The organism is Pantoea sp. nfd-35 (genome assembly GCF_056892255.1).
Map to the genome: position 1 here is coordinate 1,613,675 of NZ_CP122403.1, position 17,822 is coordinate 1,631,496.

A 17,822-nucleotide genomic window follows, 5' to 3' on the forward strand; every position below is an offset into this window, starting at 1 on the left:
TGCGCAGTTTGCGTACAGTTTCTGGCTCCAGTATCAGGTTTTTAAAAGTATGACTGACAAGTCCCATCAGTGCGTGATCGTTGGCATTGCAGGTGCATCTGCATCCGGTAAAAGTTTAATCGCCAGTACGCTCTATCGTGAAATTCGCGACCAGGTCGGCGATGAGCACATCGGCGTTATCCCTGAAGATGCCTATTATAAAGATCAAAGTCACCTCACCATGGAAGAGAGGGTTAAAACCAATTATGACCATCCCAGCGCGATGGATCATGATTTGTTATTGCAGCACTTACGTGCGGTAAAGGCAGGGCAGGACATTGAGTTGCCCGTTTACAGCTATGTTGAGCACACGCGTACTCAGGAAACGCTGCAAATTAAGCCTAAAAAAGTCATTATTCTTGAAGGCATTCTCCTGTTAACCGATGCGCGTCTGCGCCAGGAACTGAACTTCTCCATCTTCGTGGACACGCCGCTCGACATTTGCCTGATGCGACGTATGAAACGTGATGTCAATGAACGGGGGCGTTCAATGGATTCCGTCATGAGTCAGTATCAGAAAACGGTCCGCCCCATGTTTTTGCAGTTCATTGAACCCTCTAAACAGTACGCAGATATCATTGTGCCGCGCGGTGGTAAAAACCGTATTGCTATTGATATTCTTAAAGCCAAAATTAACCAGTTCTTCGAGTAGTTTACGTCTCAAAGGACGTGACGCGAGCAGGTTAAAAGCACAGATGCCGCCTGTTCGCTACACTTACTTCATGGAGTTACCGTAATGAGATTATGCGACCGCGATATTGAAGCCTGGCTGGATAGCGGGAAACTGGCGATCACGCCACGGCCACCGGTGGAACGGATCAACGGTGCAACGGTCGACGTACGTTTAGGCAATCAGTTCCGGACATTCAGCGGACATACCGCCGCGTTTATTGATCTGAGCGGGCCGAAGCACGAAGTGAGCGCGGCCCTGGATCGCGTGATGAGTGATGAGATCGTTCTCCCCGAGGGAGAAGCATTCTTTCTCCATCCCGGCGAGCTGGCCCTGGCGGTAACGCTGGAATCTGTGACCATTCCCGACGATCTGGTTGGCTGGCTGGACGGGCGCTCCTCGCTTGCCCGCCTGGGCCTGATGGTCCACGTGACCGCGCATCGTATCGATCCGGGCTGGCAGGGCCGTATCGTGCTGGAGTTCTATAATTCTGGCAAACTGCCTCTGGCACTGCGCCCGGGAATGCTGATTGGTGCGCTAAGCTTTGAACCGCTTTCGGGACCTGCCGCGCGTCCTTATAATCGCCGTGAAAATGCTAAATATCGTGGCCAGCAGGGTGCTGATGCCAGTCGTATCGACAAAGATTAATTCATGAGGATGTGATGAGAAGAGTGATAACCACGCTGGCCATCTTACTGGTGGTGGTCGTAGCGGGATTAACAGCCCTGGTTATGCTGGTCAACCCCAACGACTTTCGCAGCTATATGGTGCAACAGGTCGAACAGCGCAGCGGTTATCAACTCACTATCAATGGCGATTTGCGTTGGCACGTCTGGCCTAAACTCAGCATTCTGGCCGGGCGCATGAGCCTGACCGCGCCCGGTGCAGCCCAGCCCGTGGTCTCTGCAGACAATATGCGGCTGGATGTGAATCTTCTGCCCCTACTATCACATCAGCTGAGCGTGAGCCAGGTGATGCTGAAAAACGCGGTGGTGCAGGTCACGCCAGACAGTGCGGCGCAAGTACCGCAAAATGCCCCGCGCGGTCCGCACAACAGCGAGCCTACGTCTTCAGACCGATGGTCTTTCGATATCGGCAAACTCCAGCTGTTGGACAGCCTGTTTATCTGGCAACAGCCCGGCGGCGATGCGTTCACCTTCCGTAATCTCAACCTGAATATGGAGCAGGATCAGTCGAGCCTGGCAACAATCAATCTCAGCACCAGCCTGACGCGCAACCAGCGCACGGCGATGATCAATCTGAAGGGGCAATTTGATAAATCGCAGTATCCCCATCAGCTCAGTGGTCAGCTCGAACAACTGGATTACGCGTTGTCCGGGGCCAGCCTGCCACCGCAGGGCATTAAAGGTACGCTGAGCTTCCAGGGAAACTGGAATGGCGACAGAAATACCGTTGCCCTGTCCGATCTTAAGCTTAACGCTAACGACAGTGTTCTCAGCGGCAGCGCGCAGGGCGATCTTACGGCTCCGCAAAAGCTGTCTCTGGATCTTCATGCGACCTCACTGGATATGGATAACCTGCTTTTTATCTCTTCGTTAACTCAGCAGGTGAGTGGACAAAGCAGCCAGATTGCCCCTGCGCCGGTGATTGCAGACCAGCGCGAACCCACCAATGCGGACTCGCCGCTCAACGATATCGATCTGGACATAAAACTGCAGGCGGACAGCGCGGTCTGGCGAGGTCTTACGCTCTCAAAACTGGCTGTGGATGCGGTCAACCAACAGGGACTGATGACATTTAATACCTTGTCAGGAACTGTGGGGCAGGGGCGTTTCTCCGTTCCCGGCAGCATTGATATTCGTCAGCCCGTTACGCACGTCAGTTTCAAACCCGTGTTGAGTCAGGTTGATCTTCAGCCTTTACTGAAGGCGTTGGCTCTGCCTCAGTCGCTGCAGGGAACCCTTGATCTTAACGGCGAGTTGGCCGGTGATAACCTCACCCTTGAGGACGCGAAACAGAGCTGGCAGGGCAAGGCGGATGTCCGTGTGAGCCATCTGAAACTGGCGCAAATTGACTTACAGCAGATGGTCCGTCGCGCGGTGGCGCGCGTGAGCGATCGCGTCAGCAGCGACGATCAGGTATTGGGACAGGGAATCGATCACATCAGCGGTCAGCTTGCGCTGAAGAACGGCCTCCTGTCCTTTAACCATCTCAGCGGCGAAAGCAAGCAGCTGACGTTACGTGGCGATGGGAGCGTCAACATGGTGCAGCAGCAGTTAGACGTTACATTGGGCTTGACGCTGAGCGGCTGGCACGGGGATGAAAAACTGGTTGCGGCCTTATCCGATCAGGTGATCCCGTTTCGCCTTTACGGCAGTTGGGAGAATCCGCAATATACGCTCCCGGTTGACGATATGCTGCGCGAGAAGCTGCAGAATGAGGCGAAATCGCGCCTGAATCAGTGGCTTGATCGTCAGCAATTAAAAGGAAATAACGCCACGCAGCCAGACTCGGCGCGCCCTTAAGGCGCGGCATGCTGTTGCATGTCAGGCTGCGGCAGAATTTCAACCTTCTGAACCCGGTGCTGTTCAACCTGCAGAGTACGTAAGCGGTAATCCCCCAGGAGGATCTCTTCACCTTCCTGGGGAATATTCTGCAGGCGATCCATCACTAATCCGGCCAGCGTATGATAATTACGCTTCTCATCCAGCGGTAACGTCACGTACATCGCCAGATCCTCCAGCGGCATTTGGCCATTGGCAATCCAGCCACCCGACCCATTAGGCTGGATATCATAGCGGGCATCGGTTTCGCCTGCTTCATTTGGCAGATTTCCCGCAATGGTTTCCATTAAGTCGCTCAACGTGACCACGCCCTCTACCGAACCAAACTCATCGACCACAAATGCAAAATGTGTGTGACCCTGACGAAACAGCTCCAGCGCTTGTAACAAGGTGATGTGCTCGTGGAACACCAGGGGCTGACGAATCAGGCTGCGTAAATCAAGGGAGTGGTGATGCAGTGACTGATGGAGCAGATCGTTAACATGCACAATGCCGAGCGGCTCTTTGCTGTTGTCCGTAATAACGATGCGCGTATGCTGATTACGATCAAGGTTAGCCATGATCTCCGCCGGATCGTCGCTTAAATCAATGTGCTGAACATCGTGACGCGTCGTCATGATGGTGTTGACATGACGCTGCCCAAGCCCCATCACTCTGGCGATCATCACGCGCTCCTGGCGATTAAACAGCGCGACAGCCTCTCCATCGGCAATCATTGACGAGGTTTTTGCATCCAGTTCCGCCTGTTCGGCTTCGCCGCGTAACAGACGTAATACCGCTTCGGCGGTGCGCTGGCGTAACGGACGACCCGCCGACAGCACCTTGCGCCGGTTAAACTGTGCCAGCTGGTTCAGGGCTTCGATTAGCACGGAGAAACCGATCGCCGCATAGAGATAGCCTTTAGGAATAACAAAGCCAAAGCCTTCAGCCACCAGACTAAAGCCAATCATCAGTAAAAAGCTCAGGCACAGAATAACGATGGTCGGGTGACTGTTGACGAAACGGGTAAGGGGTTTACTGGCGAGCAGCATCAATAAAATCGCCACGGTAACCGCCACCATCATGACCGGCAGGTCGTTTACCATACCGACGGCAGTAATCACCGCATCCAGCGAAAAAATTGCGTCCAGCACCACGATCTGCGCCACGACAGGCCAGAATTTAGCGCCGCCTTTTTGTTGAGCGTTCTCCTCGTCCTGGCCTTCGAGCCGTTCGTTCAATTCGGTTGTCGCTTTGAACAGCAAAAACAGTCCGCCAAACAGCAGCAGCAGGTCGCGCGCGCTGAAAGCGTGATTAGCCAGCGTAATCAATGGCTGCGTCAGCGTGACCAACCAGGACAGGGAGGCTAACAGCAGCAGTCGGCACACCAGCGCCATCAGCAGGCCAATCACCCGCGCGCGGTCGCGTGCGGCTGCCGGCAGCTTCTCGACCAGAATAGCGATAAAGACCAGGTTATCGATACCCAGTACCAGTTCAAGAACGATTAGCGTTACTAATCCTGCCCATAGCGAGGGATCGGCCAATACCTCCAGCATGCTTTATTCACCTGAATGTCTAAAAATAAGCTTTGTCTGATGATAGTGGAGAGATGGCCTTGGGACAAATAGCGAGCTTACAGGGTCTTTACGATTTAATTGAATAGCCCATACATTAATTACAGGATAATTCTTCAGCAGATTGATTAATGCGGCGGTGAAGGTAGCGCATAAAGGTTGCAGATTAATGTCACCGTATTTCTCATTCAGAGGAATTTCTTATGCGATTATTCCTGGTGCGAACATGGAATAAATCTGATTTTTTCCTACCTGAAAGCTGAAAATGAGCGGCTTCAATACTTATTACTGGTAGTCTTTTTCCTAAAATAGTCCGGGGATGGCGGGGTCTACTTGTAAACATGCCAGTAATAACTAGTATAGCAACGAGTTAGACAACGCCTGCGCCCGAATCTGTAATTTGCGCAATCAACCGCCTCGGTACGCAGCAGAATGTCAACGCATTCTGCACAAGGACGCTTTGTGCGCAATCGCGCGCGGCGCAGGGAGAAACAGAGGTTATCAGGGCGGTATTGGCAGCGACAGCCAAGGGCGGTAGCGTGTCTGCGTCACCGCTTCGGTTTGATATTTAATCAGCACATTGCTGATAAAGTCAGAGTAATCTGTTGGTATTGTGCACGGTATTATTGGTTTCATAGTCAATGACAATGGCGTAAATGCCGCAGGAGCTCCCCTCAGAAACGCTCGGGCTTAAGAGACAATGCTGGTTACTTAAGCGTCTGGTGTGGTGGGTTAAGGAAATAAAATAAAGAGTTAAATATGCGCGATAATGAATTTACGTTTAAAAGTCTTATCACCAAATTATTATTGGCTTGTTCTGATTTAATATGTTTCAACGCGGCATTATTTATCGCGATGATGCTAATTAATATGACATCTCCTTCACTGTTATCGGATATGTCTGATCGGGAATTTAATTTAAAAGTTGCTACACACATCTGTCTGTCAGTAATTTGCGTGGGCTGGTTTTGGGTCAGACTGCGCCATTACACCTACCGCAAACCGTTTTGGTTCGAATTAAAAGAAATTTTTCGTACCATTCTCATTTTTTCCGTCATTGAACTGTCGATCACGGCCCTGTCTCAATGGCAGATGTCGCGCTTTGTCTGGCTGTTAACGTGGCTTATCGCCCTGGTGGCAATGCCGGTGTGCCGCGCACTGTCCAAACGCCTGCTGAATAAATACGGCCTGTGGAAGAAGCAGACCATCATTATTGGCAGCAATAAAAATGCCCAGGAAGCGTGGGAGGCTCTGCAAAGCGAAGAGGTTATGGGCTTTGAGGTTATTGCCTTCTATGACGTGGACGGATCCTGCCCACAAGAGCTGATTTCGGGTATTCCGGTGCTGCGCGACGAGCAGGCGCTGTGGAGGCTCACTAACAGTGAAACCCAGTTCATTGTGGCGGTTGAGTTTGAGCAAAGTCAGTATCGTGACATGTGGCTGAAATCGCTGGCGATGCATAACTGCCGCTCTGTTTCAGTGATTCCTACCTTACGTGGGGTGCCGCTGTACGGCACTGACATGGCTTATATCTTCAGCCATGAAGTCATGATCCTGCGTGTTCAGAATAACCTGGCCAAACGCACCTCACGCTTCCTGAAGCGCACGTTCGATATCTTCGGGGCGCTCTCCATCATTTTGATGCTGTTACCGGCGCTGCTGGTGCTGGGATTCCTGGTGGGACGTGATGGCGGGCCGCCTATTTATGGTCACGAACGCGTCGGCCTGAACGGGCGTAAATTTAAATGCCTTAAGTTTCGTTCAATGGTGATCAACTCGAAAGAAGTGCTTGAGGAAGTCTTGCGAACCGATCCGGTTGCCCGTGCTGAATGGGATAAAGATTTTAAACTCAAAAACGATCCCCGTATTACTAAAGTCGGTCACTTTATTCGTAAAACCAGCCTTGATGAGCTGCCGCAGTTGTGGAACGTCGTACGCGGCGACATGAGCCTGGTCGGGCCGCGCCCGGTTATTGAAGACGAACTGGCGCGTTATGCGGGCGATGTCGATTACTACCTGATGGCAAAACCGGGTATGACCGGATTGTGGCAGGTGAGCGGCCGTAACGATGTGGATTATGAAACGCGCGTCTACTTCGACTCATGGTATGTAAAAAACTGGTCGCTGTGGAACGACATTGCAATTTTGTTCAAAACCGTGGGTGTGGTTTTGAAACGTGATGGTGCTTACTAGCCGCAAAAGAGCCTCTGTCAGCCGCGCGCCGAAGTGCCACTTCAGGTTCCGGCGGGCAGATTTCTCTAAAAAAAAGCGGTACGGCATTGATAAACCGAAATGTTCTGCTTTGCTTTATTCCGTTCCGGGTAAAGCGCGTGATGGGTACAAGACAGGAGCTAAGAATAATGAACGACATGTTCAGGGCCTGAGTCAGGATAGCCTACTTTTTTTCGAGCGCTTACACAGCGGCGTATTCGCCTCTATCAAACATTAACTGATAGCGAAGATCTAAATGATTACAATGAAAATGAAGATGATACCTGTTCTGGTATCTGCAACTTTTATGGCCGGGTGTACTGTCGTGCCGGGGCAAAATTTATCCACTTCGGGAAAAGATGTCATTGAGCAGCAGGACAGCAATTTTGACATCGACAAGTACGTTAACGTTTATCCGTTAACGCCAGGCCTGGTGGAGAAAATGCGTCCTAAGCCACTTGTGGCACAGGCTAATCCGTCGTTACAAACCGAAATTCAGAACTACGAATACCGCATCGGCATTGGTGATGTTCTCACCGTCACCGTGTGGGATCACCCCGAACTCACCACGCCTGCCGGTCAGTACCGTAGCGCCAGTGACACCGGTAACTGGGTCCATTCTGACGGCACGATTTTCTATCCTTACATCGGCCGCGTCCGTGTTGCCGGCCGTACCGTAGGTGACGTGCGTAATGAAGTGGCGCGTCGTCTGGCGCAGTACATCGAAAGCCCTCAGGTTGACGTCAGCATTGCCTCGTTTAAGTCACAGAAGACTTACGTGACCGGTGCCGTGACGACCTCAGGCCAGCAGCCTATCACCAACGTACCGCTTACTATCCTGGATGCGATTAACGCAGCGGGCGGCTTAGCGGCGGACGCAGACTGGCGCAACGTTATCCTGACCCACAACGGCCGTGAGCAGCGCGTGTCACTGCAGGCCCTGATGCAGAACGGCGATCTGAGCCAGAACCACCTGCTTTATCCGGGTGACATCCTGTATGTGCCGCGTAACGACGACCTGAAAGTGTTTGTCATGGGCGAAGTGAAACAGCAGGCCACCCTGAAGATGGACCGCAGCGGTATGACCCTGGCTGAAGCGCTGGGTAATGCGGCAGGCATGGATCAAACCACGTCCGACGCGACCGGGGTCTTTGTTATCCGACCGACGCGCGGCTCCGATCGCAGCAAAATCGCCAATATCTACCAGCTGAATACCAAAGATGCGGCATCCATGGTGATGGGTACCGAATTCCAACTTGAACCTTACGATATCGTCTACGTGACATCGACGCCGCTGACGCGTTGGAACCGCGTGATATCGCAGTTGATACCAACCATAGCCGGTGTTAACGATGCGACGCAGGCTGCACAGCGCATCCGCAACTGGTCGAACTAAGGTTTCGCCATGATTAAGTCCGTGTTAGTCGTCTGCGTAGGCAACATTTGCCGCTCTCCTACGGGAGAGCGCCTGTTCAAACGCGCGCTGCCGCACCTGCCTGTGGCCTCCGCCGGACTCGGCGCCCTGGTTGGGCACGCGGCGGATAAAACGGCGACGGAGGTGGCAGCCGAAAAAGGCTTATCGCTGGAAGGTCATGAGGCTCAGCAGCTAACGGCCAGCTTGTGCCGGGAGTATGACCTGATTCTGGTGATGGAAAAGCGCCACATTGAACAGGTAAACCGCATCGATCCGGCTGCACGCGGCAAAACGATGCTGCTTGGGCACTGGCTCAATCAGAAGGAAATTGCGGATCCGTACAGAAAAAGCCGTGAGGCCTTTGAAGAGGTTTACGGGTTACTGGAACACGCCACTCAGAAATGGGTCAGCGTACTAAGCCGATAGTTGGGATTATCCATGAATATAAAAAACAAAGTCATGACCGCGCCGCGCGAGGAATCGAATGGGTGGGATCTGGCGCATCTTGTGGGACAGCTTATTGATCACCGTTGGGTTATCGTCGCTGTCACCGCTTTTTTCATGCTGGTAGCAACGCTCTACACACTGTTTGCGACGCCTATTTACAGCGCCGATGCCATGGTTCAGGTGGAGCAGAAGAATACCAGCACCGTCCTGAATGAATTACAGACGCTGATGCCCACGACGCCAGCATCGGATACCGAAATCCAGATTCTTGAATCACGCATGGTGCTGGGAAAAACCGTTCAGGATCTTGGCCTGGATGCAGTGGTTTCACAGAACTATTTCCCGGTTATCGGCAAAGGTCTGTCGCGTCTGATGGGCAACAAGCCTGGCAATGTCGCGATCTCCCGTCTGGAGATTCCGCGTACGATCGAGAAGCGCAGTGTTGAGCTCGAGGTTACGGGTAAAGACAGCTATACCGTTTCTGCCGATGGCGATGAGCTGTTCAAAGGCAAAGTGGGGCAGTTCGAAAAACACGGCGATGTAAGCATGCTGGTCAGCGATATCAATGCGGAGCCGGGCACCACGTTTACCGTCACCAAACTCAACGATCTGCAGGCAATTAACAGCATCCTGTCTAACCTGACCGTTGCAGACAAAGGGAAAGACACCGGTGTACTGGGACTGCAGTATGTGGGTGAAGATCAGGAGCAGATCAGCAAAGTTCTGAACCAGATCGTGAATAACTACCTGTTACAGAACGTGCAGCGTAAATCCGAACAGGCCGAGAAAAGCCTGGAGTTCCTGAAACAGCAACTACCGGAAGTGCGTGGCAAACTGGATCAGGCGGAAGATAAACTTAACGCCTTCCGCCGTGAGAACGAGTCCGTTGACCTGTCGCTTGAAGCTAAGTCTGCGTTGGATTCATCCGTTAGCGTGCAGAGCCAGCTTAACGAGCTGACGTTCCGCGAAGCCGAAGTTTCGCAGCTGTTCACCAAAGATCACCCTACCTATCGGGCCCTGTTAGAAAAGCGTAAAACGCTGGAAGATGAGCAGGCGCAGCTGAACAAGAAAATTGCGCAGATGCCGAAAACTCAGCAGGAGATTCTGCGTCTGACCCGCGATGTGCAGTCAGGTCAGGAAATCTACATGCAGTTACTGAACCGCCAGCAAGAGCTGAGCATCAGTAAGGCCAGCACCGTGGGTGATGTTCGCATCATCGATCAGGCCGCCACGGCAAACTCGCCGGTTGCGCCGAAAAAGCTGCTGATCATCGCAGCCAGCCTGATTCTGGGGCTGATGGTGTCCGTCGGTGTGGTTCTGCTTAAAGCGCTGTTGCATCACGGAATCGAGAACCCGGAACAGCTGGAAGAGCTGGGCATGAACGTCTATGCCAGCGTACCGCTCTCTGAGTGGCAGCGTAAGAAGGATACCGAAGCACTGGCGCGTCGCGGTCACAAAGGCAAAACCGATCCGCATGAGACGCTGTTGGCACTGGGTAATCCAACCGACCTCTCTATTGAAGCGATTCGTAGCCTGCGTACCAGCCTGCACTTCGCCATGATGGAAGCGAAAAACAACATTCTGATGATCACCGGCGCCAGCCCGGGTATTGGTAAAACCTTTATCTGCGTTAACCTCGCTACCCTGGTGGCCAAGGCCGGTCAGAAGGTGTTGTTTATCGATGGTGACATGCGCCGCGGTTACACCCACGAACTGCTGGGGGCGGACAATAAATCCGGTCTGTCTAACGTCCTGTCTGGCAAAACCGAGTTTACGCCGACCATGATTCAGCAAGGGCCATACGGTTTTGATTTCCTGCCGCGCGGTCAGGTTCCACCGAACCCGTCAGAGCTGTTGATGCACCGCCGCATGGGTGAGCTGCTGGAGTGGGCAAGCAAAAACTATGATTTAGTCCTGATTGATACACCACCGATTCTGGCCGTAACGGATGCGTCCATCATCGGTAAGTTGGCCGGTACCTCGCTGATGGTGGCGCGTTTTGAAACCAACACCACAAAAGAAGTGGATGTCAGCTTCAAACGCTTCGCGCAGAACGGTATCGAAATCAAAGGGGTTATCCTGAACGCCGTGGTACGTAAAGCGGCTAACTCGTACGGTTATGGTTATGACTACTACGACTACGAGTACGGTAAACCAACGAAAAGCTAAGAGCTGAAAGAAAAGGGGCGGGTTTGACCGCCCCTTTTGATCCCTGGCTCATGATAACGACACGTAACGATTTGCACAGGTGATTCTGGATACAACGCACAATAAGCGACGATCTAACGTCAATCATCAGAATTCATCATCAACACGCTTTTGTCTGTCGCGATGTCGGCGCAGACCTGCTGAGAGATCAACCCGGAAGGTAATCAGCACTGGCCACTGTTGGCATGAGAACTTGTGGATTTAAGGAATCACACCATGGCTCCATATTGGTATATATCAGGGTTTTTGCTGCTGATTTCGCTGTTCGAAATCCTGGTGAAAAAAGACGAACGCACAAATTATATTTTGACCTGGCTGCTGTGCTTTGCGGCCATTATTCTGATCGTATTCGGGGGGATTCGTGGCCTCGGCACCGGCATGGATGACTTCCAGTACCGCAGTTTCTTTGAGGACTTTGTACGGCGCATTCAGATCAACGGTTTTTTCAATACCGTCGCGTTTTTCCGCTACGAACCGCTGATTTTTGCGATGGCGTGGATAACGAGTCTGTTTTCGCATAACGCCAGCGTGTTTCTGTTCGTCTTCTGTGCGATTGCGGTATCCATTAACGCCTTCTTTTTCAGAAAGATGTCGCCTTATCCGGTACTGGCGCTGGCGCTGTATTCGGCGCACATCTTTATTAACAAAGACATCAACCAGATACGTTTTGGCTTAAGCTCCGCCCTGTTCCTCGGCGTGCTGTGGACGATCTACCTGAAGCGTTACTGGTGGGCCTTTACCTTTTTTATCCTGTCGTTCATGAGTCACAACACCGCCGTTATGGTGATAACGCTGGTGCCTTTCCTGTTTATTCGTGACTGGCGCTGGTGGCCGGTGGTGATCATCGTTGTCAGCCTGCCGCTCTCGGTCGTCGGGGGTTCAAGCTTCATCGCCCTGATTGCCGGACACCTCGGATCGCTGGGGGAAAGGGCATCGGGCTATAACAACGATCCCTCCTATGCAATGGATGGCAGCATCCTGTCAGTCTCGAACCTGAAGAACATCATGCTGGTGTTTATTTTCTTCTATTTCATGCTGACTGAAGAACTGAAGCGCGAAAACTATGCCCAGTATCGTCTGAACTACTTGCTGATTTTAAGTTTTGCTATCGGCGGGGCGATCCGCATCTTCCTGTATAACTTCCCGTCAGGTTCGCGTCTTTCCAACTATTTGCAACAGGTTGAACCCATCATTCTGACCTCGCTTATCTATCAGGCCAGACGCGTCTGGAAGCCGGCGCTGTTTGGCATGCTGTTTTTCTTCCTGCTCTATTACCTCTACTACAACACCATCTCAACCAAGCAGGCGGTTGTAGGGTACGAAGTGGCCCAGGAGTTCTGGCTGATTCGGTAACGGACCCGGCGGCGCGCCCCCAGTGAACGGCTTCACTTCGCGGGGCGGTCGCCTGTAACAACACAGGTTTTTCTTCGGCGTTTGTCGATTGAATTGTTTATTTTTGAATACTTTTATGAGGTGCTGGCAATGAAGGACATTCGTTTCTCCATCGTAATTCCGGCTTATAACGCGTCAGAATCGATTGTCACGACGCTGGATTGCGTTAAAGCACAAACGTATCGCCATTTCGAAGTCATCATCGTGGATGACAAATCTGCCGATGCCGCCGCGCTGGCGGAAGTGGTGCGCAGTGAGCGCTATCAGGACCTGGACATCAATCTGGTCTTATCTGAGGTGAAACTCAACGGTGCCGGCGCGCGTAACAAAGGCATTGAGCTGGCAACGGGCGACTATGTCAGTTTTCTGGATGCCGATGACGAGTGGCATGCCGACAAGCTTCTGCAGGTCAGTGAAAAGATTGCGGAGCTGGAGGCGCAGGGTCAGCACAATACCATTATCTTCAGCCAGGTAAATATCTATCAGGACGGTGCGTTCCTGAAGGTTATGCCGATGCAGCCTCCGGCAAAAAACGAAACTGTCGCAGAGTATCTGTTTGGCTGTTATGGCTTTATTCAAACCAGCACCATCGTGCTGAAGCGTGAAGATGCCGCTAAAATTCAGTTCGATGCGCGTTTTATCCGCCATCAGGACTATGACTTCTGCATCCGTGCCGACCGCATGGGTTACCGGTTTGAAATGATCGCCGCCCCGCTGGCCAACTACCACCTGGTGACGAAGTTTGGCTCCAAACACAAAGGTGAATCGGTCAAGTACTCCCTGTTCTGGCTGGATTACGATGAAACCGCACCTTACCCCACGAGATATTCACACCTACAAAGCATTCAAGCTGCCCCTGCGCTACAAAATGGACGGTAACTCGCTGATGGCGAGCGTCAGCTTCGCGCGCTACTTCCTGCTCACCAATAAAGATAATCGCACCTACTTCCTGAACCGCGTGAAAGACAAACTGAAAGCGCGGTTGGGTGGCGAAAAGGCACTCTCCTGATTCTATTGAATGTCGTGACGTTTTAACGCTACCGGAAGGTTATCTGGTGGCCCCGTCTATTTTATTTATTCAGGTATGAAAATGAATAATCACTCTGGTACCGTCGGCATTGTCATGCCTATGTATAATGCCCGCGAGACGGTATTACGCGCTGTACAGTCCGTCATCAATCAAACCTATCAGGACTGGCACCTGTATCTGATCAACGATAAATCCACCGATGATTCACTCGCGTGGGTGCGCGAGCAGTGCCAGGACCCGCGTATTACGATTCTCGACAATGCGGTCAATATGGGCGCGGCCGAAACCCGCAATGTGGGATTACGTGCTTCGCAAGAAGAGGTGATCGCTTTTCTTGACAGCGATGACGAATGGCACAGTGATAAGCTTCGCCAGCAGATGCAGGCTATCGCCGATGGGGACAATCTGGTCATCACGGAATACCATTACAAAACCCGCAAAGCTGACCACGATATTCGCTATACAAAGCCTTACCTTAAGCAGGACAGCTATGTCAAAAAGCAGTATCGGGTGTGCTTCTCATCCGTCTGTTTCCGCCGTCCGCCAGGCGGGATTTTATTTGAGCGAAAAGGTCACGAAGACTTCCTTTTCCTCTACGAACTCTTTAATCGCTACAAACAGGCCCGCGTAATTCAGAGTATTCTGGTGAATTATTACGAGTTAGGGAATTCCCTGTCGCGTAATAAAAACAAAGCCGCCAAATGGCACCTCGAACTATTAAGAATTATCTATAAAAACAATCCGTTAAAAATCTATTACTATTACGCCTGGTATATGGTGAATGGTGTGCTGTTTAGCCTGAAACACCGTTAAGCCGATCGGCAGGATTGTGTATAAATTTGAGGTGGATAACGTTTCATGAAAAAAATCGTCCTGGTGATCAAAGACGCTTACTCGTATGCGGGCACCGAAAATATCTGTAACTTTATGTCGGAATGTCTTGGTGATGCGCATGAGGTCACCATCTACTCACTGGAGGGGCACGGCGAACCCTTTTACCCTTTCGACAAGGTCAAGCAGATCGTCAGCTTCGAAGGTGAAAGTAACCCCATCAAACGTGCCGTGGCGCGTATTCAGCAGGAAGGCTTCGACACCGTGTTTTTAATCAGCATGGGTCGTCTGAGCGTGATGTTTGCTTTCTGGAACCTGATGACGCTGAAAAAGAAGCGCTTCAAGGCCTATGCCTGTGAGCACGTTGCCATCAACTCCTTCAGTAAACCCATTAAGTTCCTCAAGTTCCTGCTACTGCGCTTCTACGACCGCGTCATTGTCCTGACGGATAAAGATCATCAGGTCTTTCAGCGCTGGCACATCCCCAGTCAGGCCATTCCTAATCCGGTGGTGTACAAATCCTGGCACCGTACCACGCGCCATCGTCAGGCGCTGGCGGTGGGCCGTCTGGACAATCAGAAAGGGTTCGACCTGTTACTGGATATCTGGCGTGACTTTTCCAGAGCACATCCTGACTGGACGCTGGTGATTGCCGGCGACGGTGAGTTGCGCCAGCAACTACAGGATCAGGCAGCCGTGCTGGGCATTACCCCCAGCGTGAAGTTCGTCGGTAAGGTCAGCAATATCAACGATTACTACCGCGACAGCGATATGGCGCTGATGACCTCCCGTTACGAAGGTTTGCCGCTGGTGCTGCTGGAAGCCAAATCCTGGTCGCTGCCGGTGGTGGCCTATGACTGTCCGACAGGTCCACAGGAGATTATTAATCACGGCGAAGACGGTTTCCTGGTGCCGATGAACAAGAAAAGCGAATTTCTGGCGCGAATGGAACAACTGGCCAGCGACGATGCACTGTTCTATGCCATGAGCGAAAAAACCCAGCAAACCGCGCTGAAGTTTGACGGTAAACAGATTAAACAAAGCTGGCTGGCGTTGGTGTAAGGGCTGAAGACGCTCACTTTTGATGTGCCTCATGGGACACCTTTTATGGCTGAGTTTATGGCCTTCATGACGACGGGATTAATTGCATGAAAAGAAGAGAAGTCTTGCAAACCGCAGCCTCCGCCCTTGTCGGCGCGCTCTCCGTGAGCACCTTTTCCAGCTACGCGGCCAAAAACACTGGCCTGGCGCTCAAGTCGGTTGATGCAAGCGCGGTACCCAAAGGCGATGTTCCGATTCTGACGCCTGAAAATGTCTACGCGATGCCGCCGCAGTTCTGGCAAAACTTCCAGGGAAAACTGTGGATCGGTAAGTCGGGAAGCGATGCCAGCCAGGCGGGTAACCAGATCCCCGTGTTCCTGCGCGATGCCAGCGGCAAGCTGGCACAAATCACCCAGCCGATTACCCTGAATAAGGGAAATTTTGACCAGTTTGTAAAGGATAATGCGGCGCTGATCGCGAATCCGTCTCACTCTATGGCGCTGGAAGACAGCAACGGGCTGATGGTCTTTAACATCCCGGATGTCAGCCAGCCGGGCCAGGCTGCCTTTAGTCAGCGTCTGGCACAGCCTGCGGGTTATCAGCTAATCGGTGAGATCCCCTCGGTGGACGATCTGCGCAAGACGCGACCGCTGTTTGAAGGCGCGAAGATCAAGCTCAAAAGCTGGCACCCCGGCCTGGAAGTGGGGGGCGGCGAATTCGTCGGCAGTTTCCAGCCGGCGCAGGACGATCAGGGGGTGATTTTCAGCGGCGACGGTTTTCACTGGCGTCGCGTAGTCGATGACTATAACCGACTCTCGTTGTTTGACTTTGGCGCTATCGCCGACGGCAAAACCGACAGTGCGCCCGCGATTAAAGCGATGTACCAGTGGTCGCAGCAGAGCGATCAGCCTATCTGCGTACAGTTCCCTGCGGGCACGTTCTTCGTTTCCGCCTGTAACTTCGGTGAGGAGCAGCGCCGTTTCTTCCGCATCTCCGGTGCGATGGTCAACTTTGGGTATTTCCCGGCGACCAGCATCGTCTCCGACGGCAAATCGCCGTTTGTTTTCGAGGTCAGCGCCCGCTGGGTGGAAATCTCTAACCTGATATTTAACGGCAATACGGATACGCATCCCAATAAGCAGGGATTGTTCCGTAATACCTGCCCAGGCGGACAGTTTTTCCGTGGGGCCTGCCTGCGCTTCAACCAGGTTGGCGGCACCGCGCTCAGCCTGCTGGATACGCTGGATTGTAAGATTGATCAGTGGTACGCCTCAGCCTGTACGGGCGACGTGATTCAGGCCGGCTGGTCTGGTCAGAAAAAGGGGAACTGGGACCACAGTACCGCGATTGAGCTGTCAAACTTTAACGCCCAGCACTGTAAAGGCGGCAAAGTTCTCAACCTGCCGCGCTGCAGCCAGTCGCTGATTCACAACGGCTGGATTGAGCACTGTGATAATCCCGGCGATATCTCAAACGGTCAATGGATTATCGATGCCTTAAGCCTTGAGGACTGCAAGAACCCGCTGATTGCCTGGCACTCCCGCCTGAATACGCGTCAGACCAACCTGCAATCCGGCAGCTGGATTGACAACTCAGAGCAGGGCGATCGTTGGCTAAGCGCCTGGGAAATGGGATCGACCCGCGTTGAGTCCTACGGCGTCGCGATCGATGGCAGCCTGAAATATAACTATCTGACCTCACGCTGGCTGTTGGAAAACAACACCAATCAGGCCGTGTGGTTTGAACTGGGCAATCTTTATTCCCCCACCGTTGGCGACTCGTGGGAAATCGAAATTTTTGGACAGTCGCAGTTCAATAACGGCACGGACGGTGAGCCGCTGATGAACCTCATCAGTGGGAAAAACACCGGCGGCCGGGCGGTTATTCACGTTCAACGTAAGAAAGACCATGCTGAAGCCAGCTGGTCGGCGGAAGGCAGCAGTCCGGTGGTGGATGTGCGCTACGTCGCTAAAACCGATACCGACACGCAGGTTTTCATCAGGCTGGCAGGCTGGACGCCTTCGGCAGCGGTGATGATCAAGAGCACGGCGAAAGATCGCTTTGTCACCGGCCGCTGTGCGCGGGTCGATGCCAAAATGGCGAAGGCTACGCCGGACAGCGGCAGTCATGCCGCGCCGCAGCGCTTTAGCCTGCATAACGGTAAAGCGGGCGTGGGCGCGAATGAGCAGGGGGATTTATTGCTGGCCTCCCGCGCGTTGTCTGATGACAAGGTGGATACCAGCAAACCTGAAGGATTCGTGTCTGTCGTTATTAACGGTAAGCAGGTTGCCTTACCGTATTTTGCGATTAAATCGTAGTCAGAGAGGGCTGCCCTGATACGGCAGCCAACACCAACAGCATCTGGGATGTTGGTGCAGGATTTTTATTTGCTGTTTTTCTCCCTATTCATTTTGCCCGTTTCGGAACTGGGCGGTCGGTAGAATTAGAAAAAATTATTCGG

At 52.5% G+C, this 17,822-nt stretch carries 12 protein-coding genes and 1 pseudogene; 12 read left to right on the plus strand and 1 reads right to left on the minus strand.

From position 1 onward, the window contains the following. Window positions 1-49 precede the first annotated feature (49 nt). The 3 genes from udk (at window position 50) to asmA (ending at window position 3,195) form a co-directional block, all read left to right on the plus strand. Window positions 50-691: a uridine kinase gene (gene udk, locus P9J57_RS07530; RefSeq protein ID WP_013026389.1), complete on the plus strand. Its 642-nt coding sequence runs from the start codon at window positions 50-52 to the stop codon at window positions 689-691. 84 nt (window positions 692-775) lie between these two features. Then, complete coding sequence (gene dcd / locus P9J57_RS07535) at window positions 776-1,357, plus strand: dCTP deaminase (protein ID WP_013026388.1); 582 nt, start codon at window positions 776-778, stop codon at window positions 1,355-1,357. A gap of 14 nt (window positions 1,358-1,371) precedes the next feature. Beyond that, window positions 1,372-3,195, plus strand: coding sequence for an outer membrane assembly protein AsmA (gene asmA / locus P9J57_RS07540; RefSeq protein ID WP_110286625.1), 1,824 nt, complete (start codon window positions 1,372-1,374; stop codon window positions 3,193-3,195). On the opposite strand, the gene P9J57_RS07545 is transcribed toward asmA, so the two are convergent. Further along, on the minus strand, window positions 3,192-4,769 hold the full coding sequence (locus P9J57_RS07545) for a TerC family protein (protein WP_014605448.1): 1,578 nt from the start codon (window positions 4,767-4,769) through the stop codon (window positions 3,192-3,194). The genes asmA and P9J57_RS07545 overlap by 4 nt on opposite strands. A gap of 777 nt (window positions 4,770-5,546) precedes the next feature. On the opposite strand from P9J57_RS07545, the gene wbaP reads away from it, so the two are divergent. From wbaP to P9J57_RS07590, 9 genes and pseudogenes are all read left to right on the plus strand, one after another. Further along, window positions 5,547-6,980 (plus strand): undecaprenyl-phosphate galactose phosphotransferase WbaP, encoded by a 1,434-nt coding sequence (wbaP, locus tag P9J57_RS07550; RefSeq protein WP_013026385.1) that lies wholly within the window; start codon window positions 5,547-5,549, stop codon window positions 6,978-6,980. Window positions 6,981-7,254: 274 nt separating this feature from the next. Next, window positions 7,255-8,394 carry a polysaccharide export protein gene (locus tag P9J57_RS07555; RefSeq protein ID WP_013026384.1) on the plus strand — a complete coding sequence of 380 codons (1,140 nt, stop codon included), beginning with the start codon at window positions 7,255-7,257 and terminating at the stop codon, window positions 8,392-8,394. 9 nt (window positions 8,395-8,403) lie between these two features. Further along, window positions 8,404-8,838, plus strand: coding sequence for an arsenate reductase/protein-tyrosine-phosphatase family protein (locus P9J57_RS07560; protein ID WP_013026383.1), 435 nt, complete (start codon window positions 8,404-8,406; stop codon window positions 8,836-8,838). A gap of 12 nt (window positions 8,839-8,850) precedes the next feature. Then, window positions 8,851-11,028 carry a tyrosine-protein kinase Wzc gene (gene wzc, locus P9J57_RS07565; RefSeq protein ID WP_014594083.1) on the plus strand — a complete coding sequence of 726 codons (2,178 nt, stop codon included), beginning with the start codon at window positions 8,851-8,853 and terminating at the stop codon, window positions 11,026-11,028. 255 nt (window positions 11,029-11,283) lie between these two features. Next, window positions 11,284-12,420 carry an EpsG family protein gene (locus P9J57_RS07570; protein WP_014594082.1) on the plus strand — a complete coding sequence of 379 codons (1,137 nt, stop codon included), beginning with the start codon at window positions 11,284-11,286 and terminating at the stop codon, window positions 12,418-12,420. Between the two features lie 129 nt (window positions 12,421-12,549). Next, window positions 12,550-13,468: pseudogene (locus P9J57_RS07575) on the plus strand (glycosyltransferase family 2 protein). A gap of 81 nt (window positions 13,469-13,549) precedes the next feature. After that, the gene (locus tag P9J57_RS07580; protein WP_014605450.1) at window positions 13,550-14,302 is read left to right on the plus strand and encodes a glycosyltransferase family 2 protein; all 753 of its coding nucleotides are present in this window, start codon (window positions 13,550-13,552) and stop codon (window positions 14,300-14,302) included. Window positions 14,303-14,347: 45 nt separating this feature from the next. Next, a complete protein-coding gene (locus tag P9J57_RS07585) occupies window positions 14,348-15,382 on the plus strand; it encodes a glycosyltransferase (protein WP_176018996.1) in 1,035 nt (344 codons plus the stop codon). 86 nt (window positions 15,383-15,468) lie between these two features. Beyond that, on the plus strand, window positions 15,469-17,679 hold the full coding sequence (locus P9J57_RS07590; protein ID WP_483279444.1) for a phage tailspike protein: 2,211 nt from the start codon (window positions 15,469-15,471) through the stop codon (window positions 17,677-17,679). The last annotated feature ends 143 nt before the right edge of the window (window positions 17,680-17,822 follow it).

Coding starts and splice junctions, on each gene's coding strand:
- wzc (WP_014594083.1), top strand. CDS start 8,851: ATGAATATAAAAAACAAAGTCATGACCGCGCCGCGCGAGGAATCGAAT.
- udk (WP_013026389.1), top strand. CDS start 50: ATGACTGACAAGTCCCATCAGTGCGTGATCGTTGGCATTGCAGGTGCA.
- asmA (WP_110286625.1), top strand. CDS start 1,372: ATGAGAAGAGTGATAACCACGCTGGCCATCTTACTGGTGGTGGTCGTA.
- dcd (WP_013026388.1), top strand. CDS start 776: ATGAGATTATGCGACCGCGATATTGAAGCCTGGCTGGATAGCGGGAAA.
- P9J57_RS07585 (WP_176018996.1), top strand. CDS start 14,348: ATGAAAAAAATCGTCCTGGTGATCAAAGACGCTTACTCGTATGCGGGC.
- wbaP (WP_013026385.1), top strand. CDS start 5,547: ATGCGCGATAATGAATTTACGTTTAAAAGTCTTATCACCAAATTATTA.
- P9J57_RS07590 (WP_483279444.1), top strand. CDS start 15,469: ATGAAAAGAAGAGAAGTCTTGCAAACCGCAGCCTCCGCCCTTGTCGGC.
- P9J57_RS07580 (WP_014605450.1), top strand. CDS start 13,550: ATGAATAATCACTCTGGTACCGTCGGCATTGTCATGCCTATGTATAAT.
- P9J57_RS07545 (WP_014605448.1), bottom strand. CDS start 4,769: ATGCTGGAGGTATTGGCCGATCCCTCGCTATGGGCAGGATTAGTAACG.
- P9J57_RS07555 (WP_013026384.1), top strand. CDS start 7,255: ATGATTACAATGAAAATGAAGATGATACCTGTTCTGGTATCTGCAACT.
- P9J57_RS07570 (WP_014594082.1), top strand. CDS start 11,284: ATGGCTCCATATTGGTATATATCAGGGTTTTTGCTGCTGATTTCGCTG.
- P9J57_RS07560 (WP_013026383.1), top strand. CDS start 8,404: ATGATTAAGTCCGTGTTAGTCGTCTGCGTAGGCAACATTTGCCGCTCT.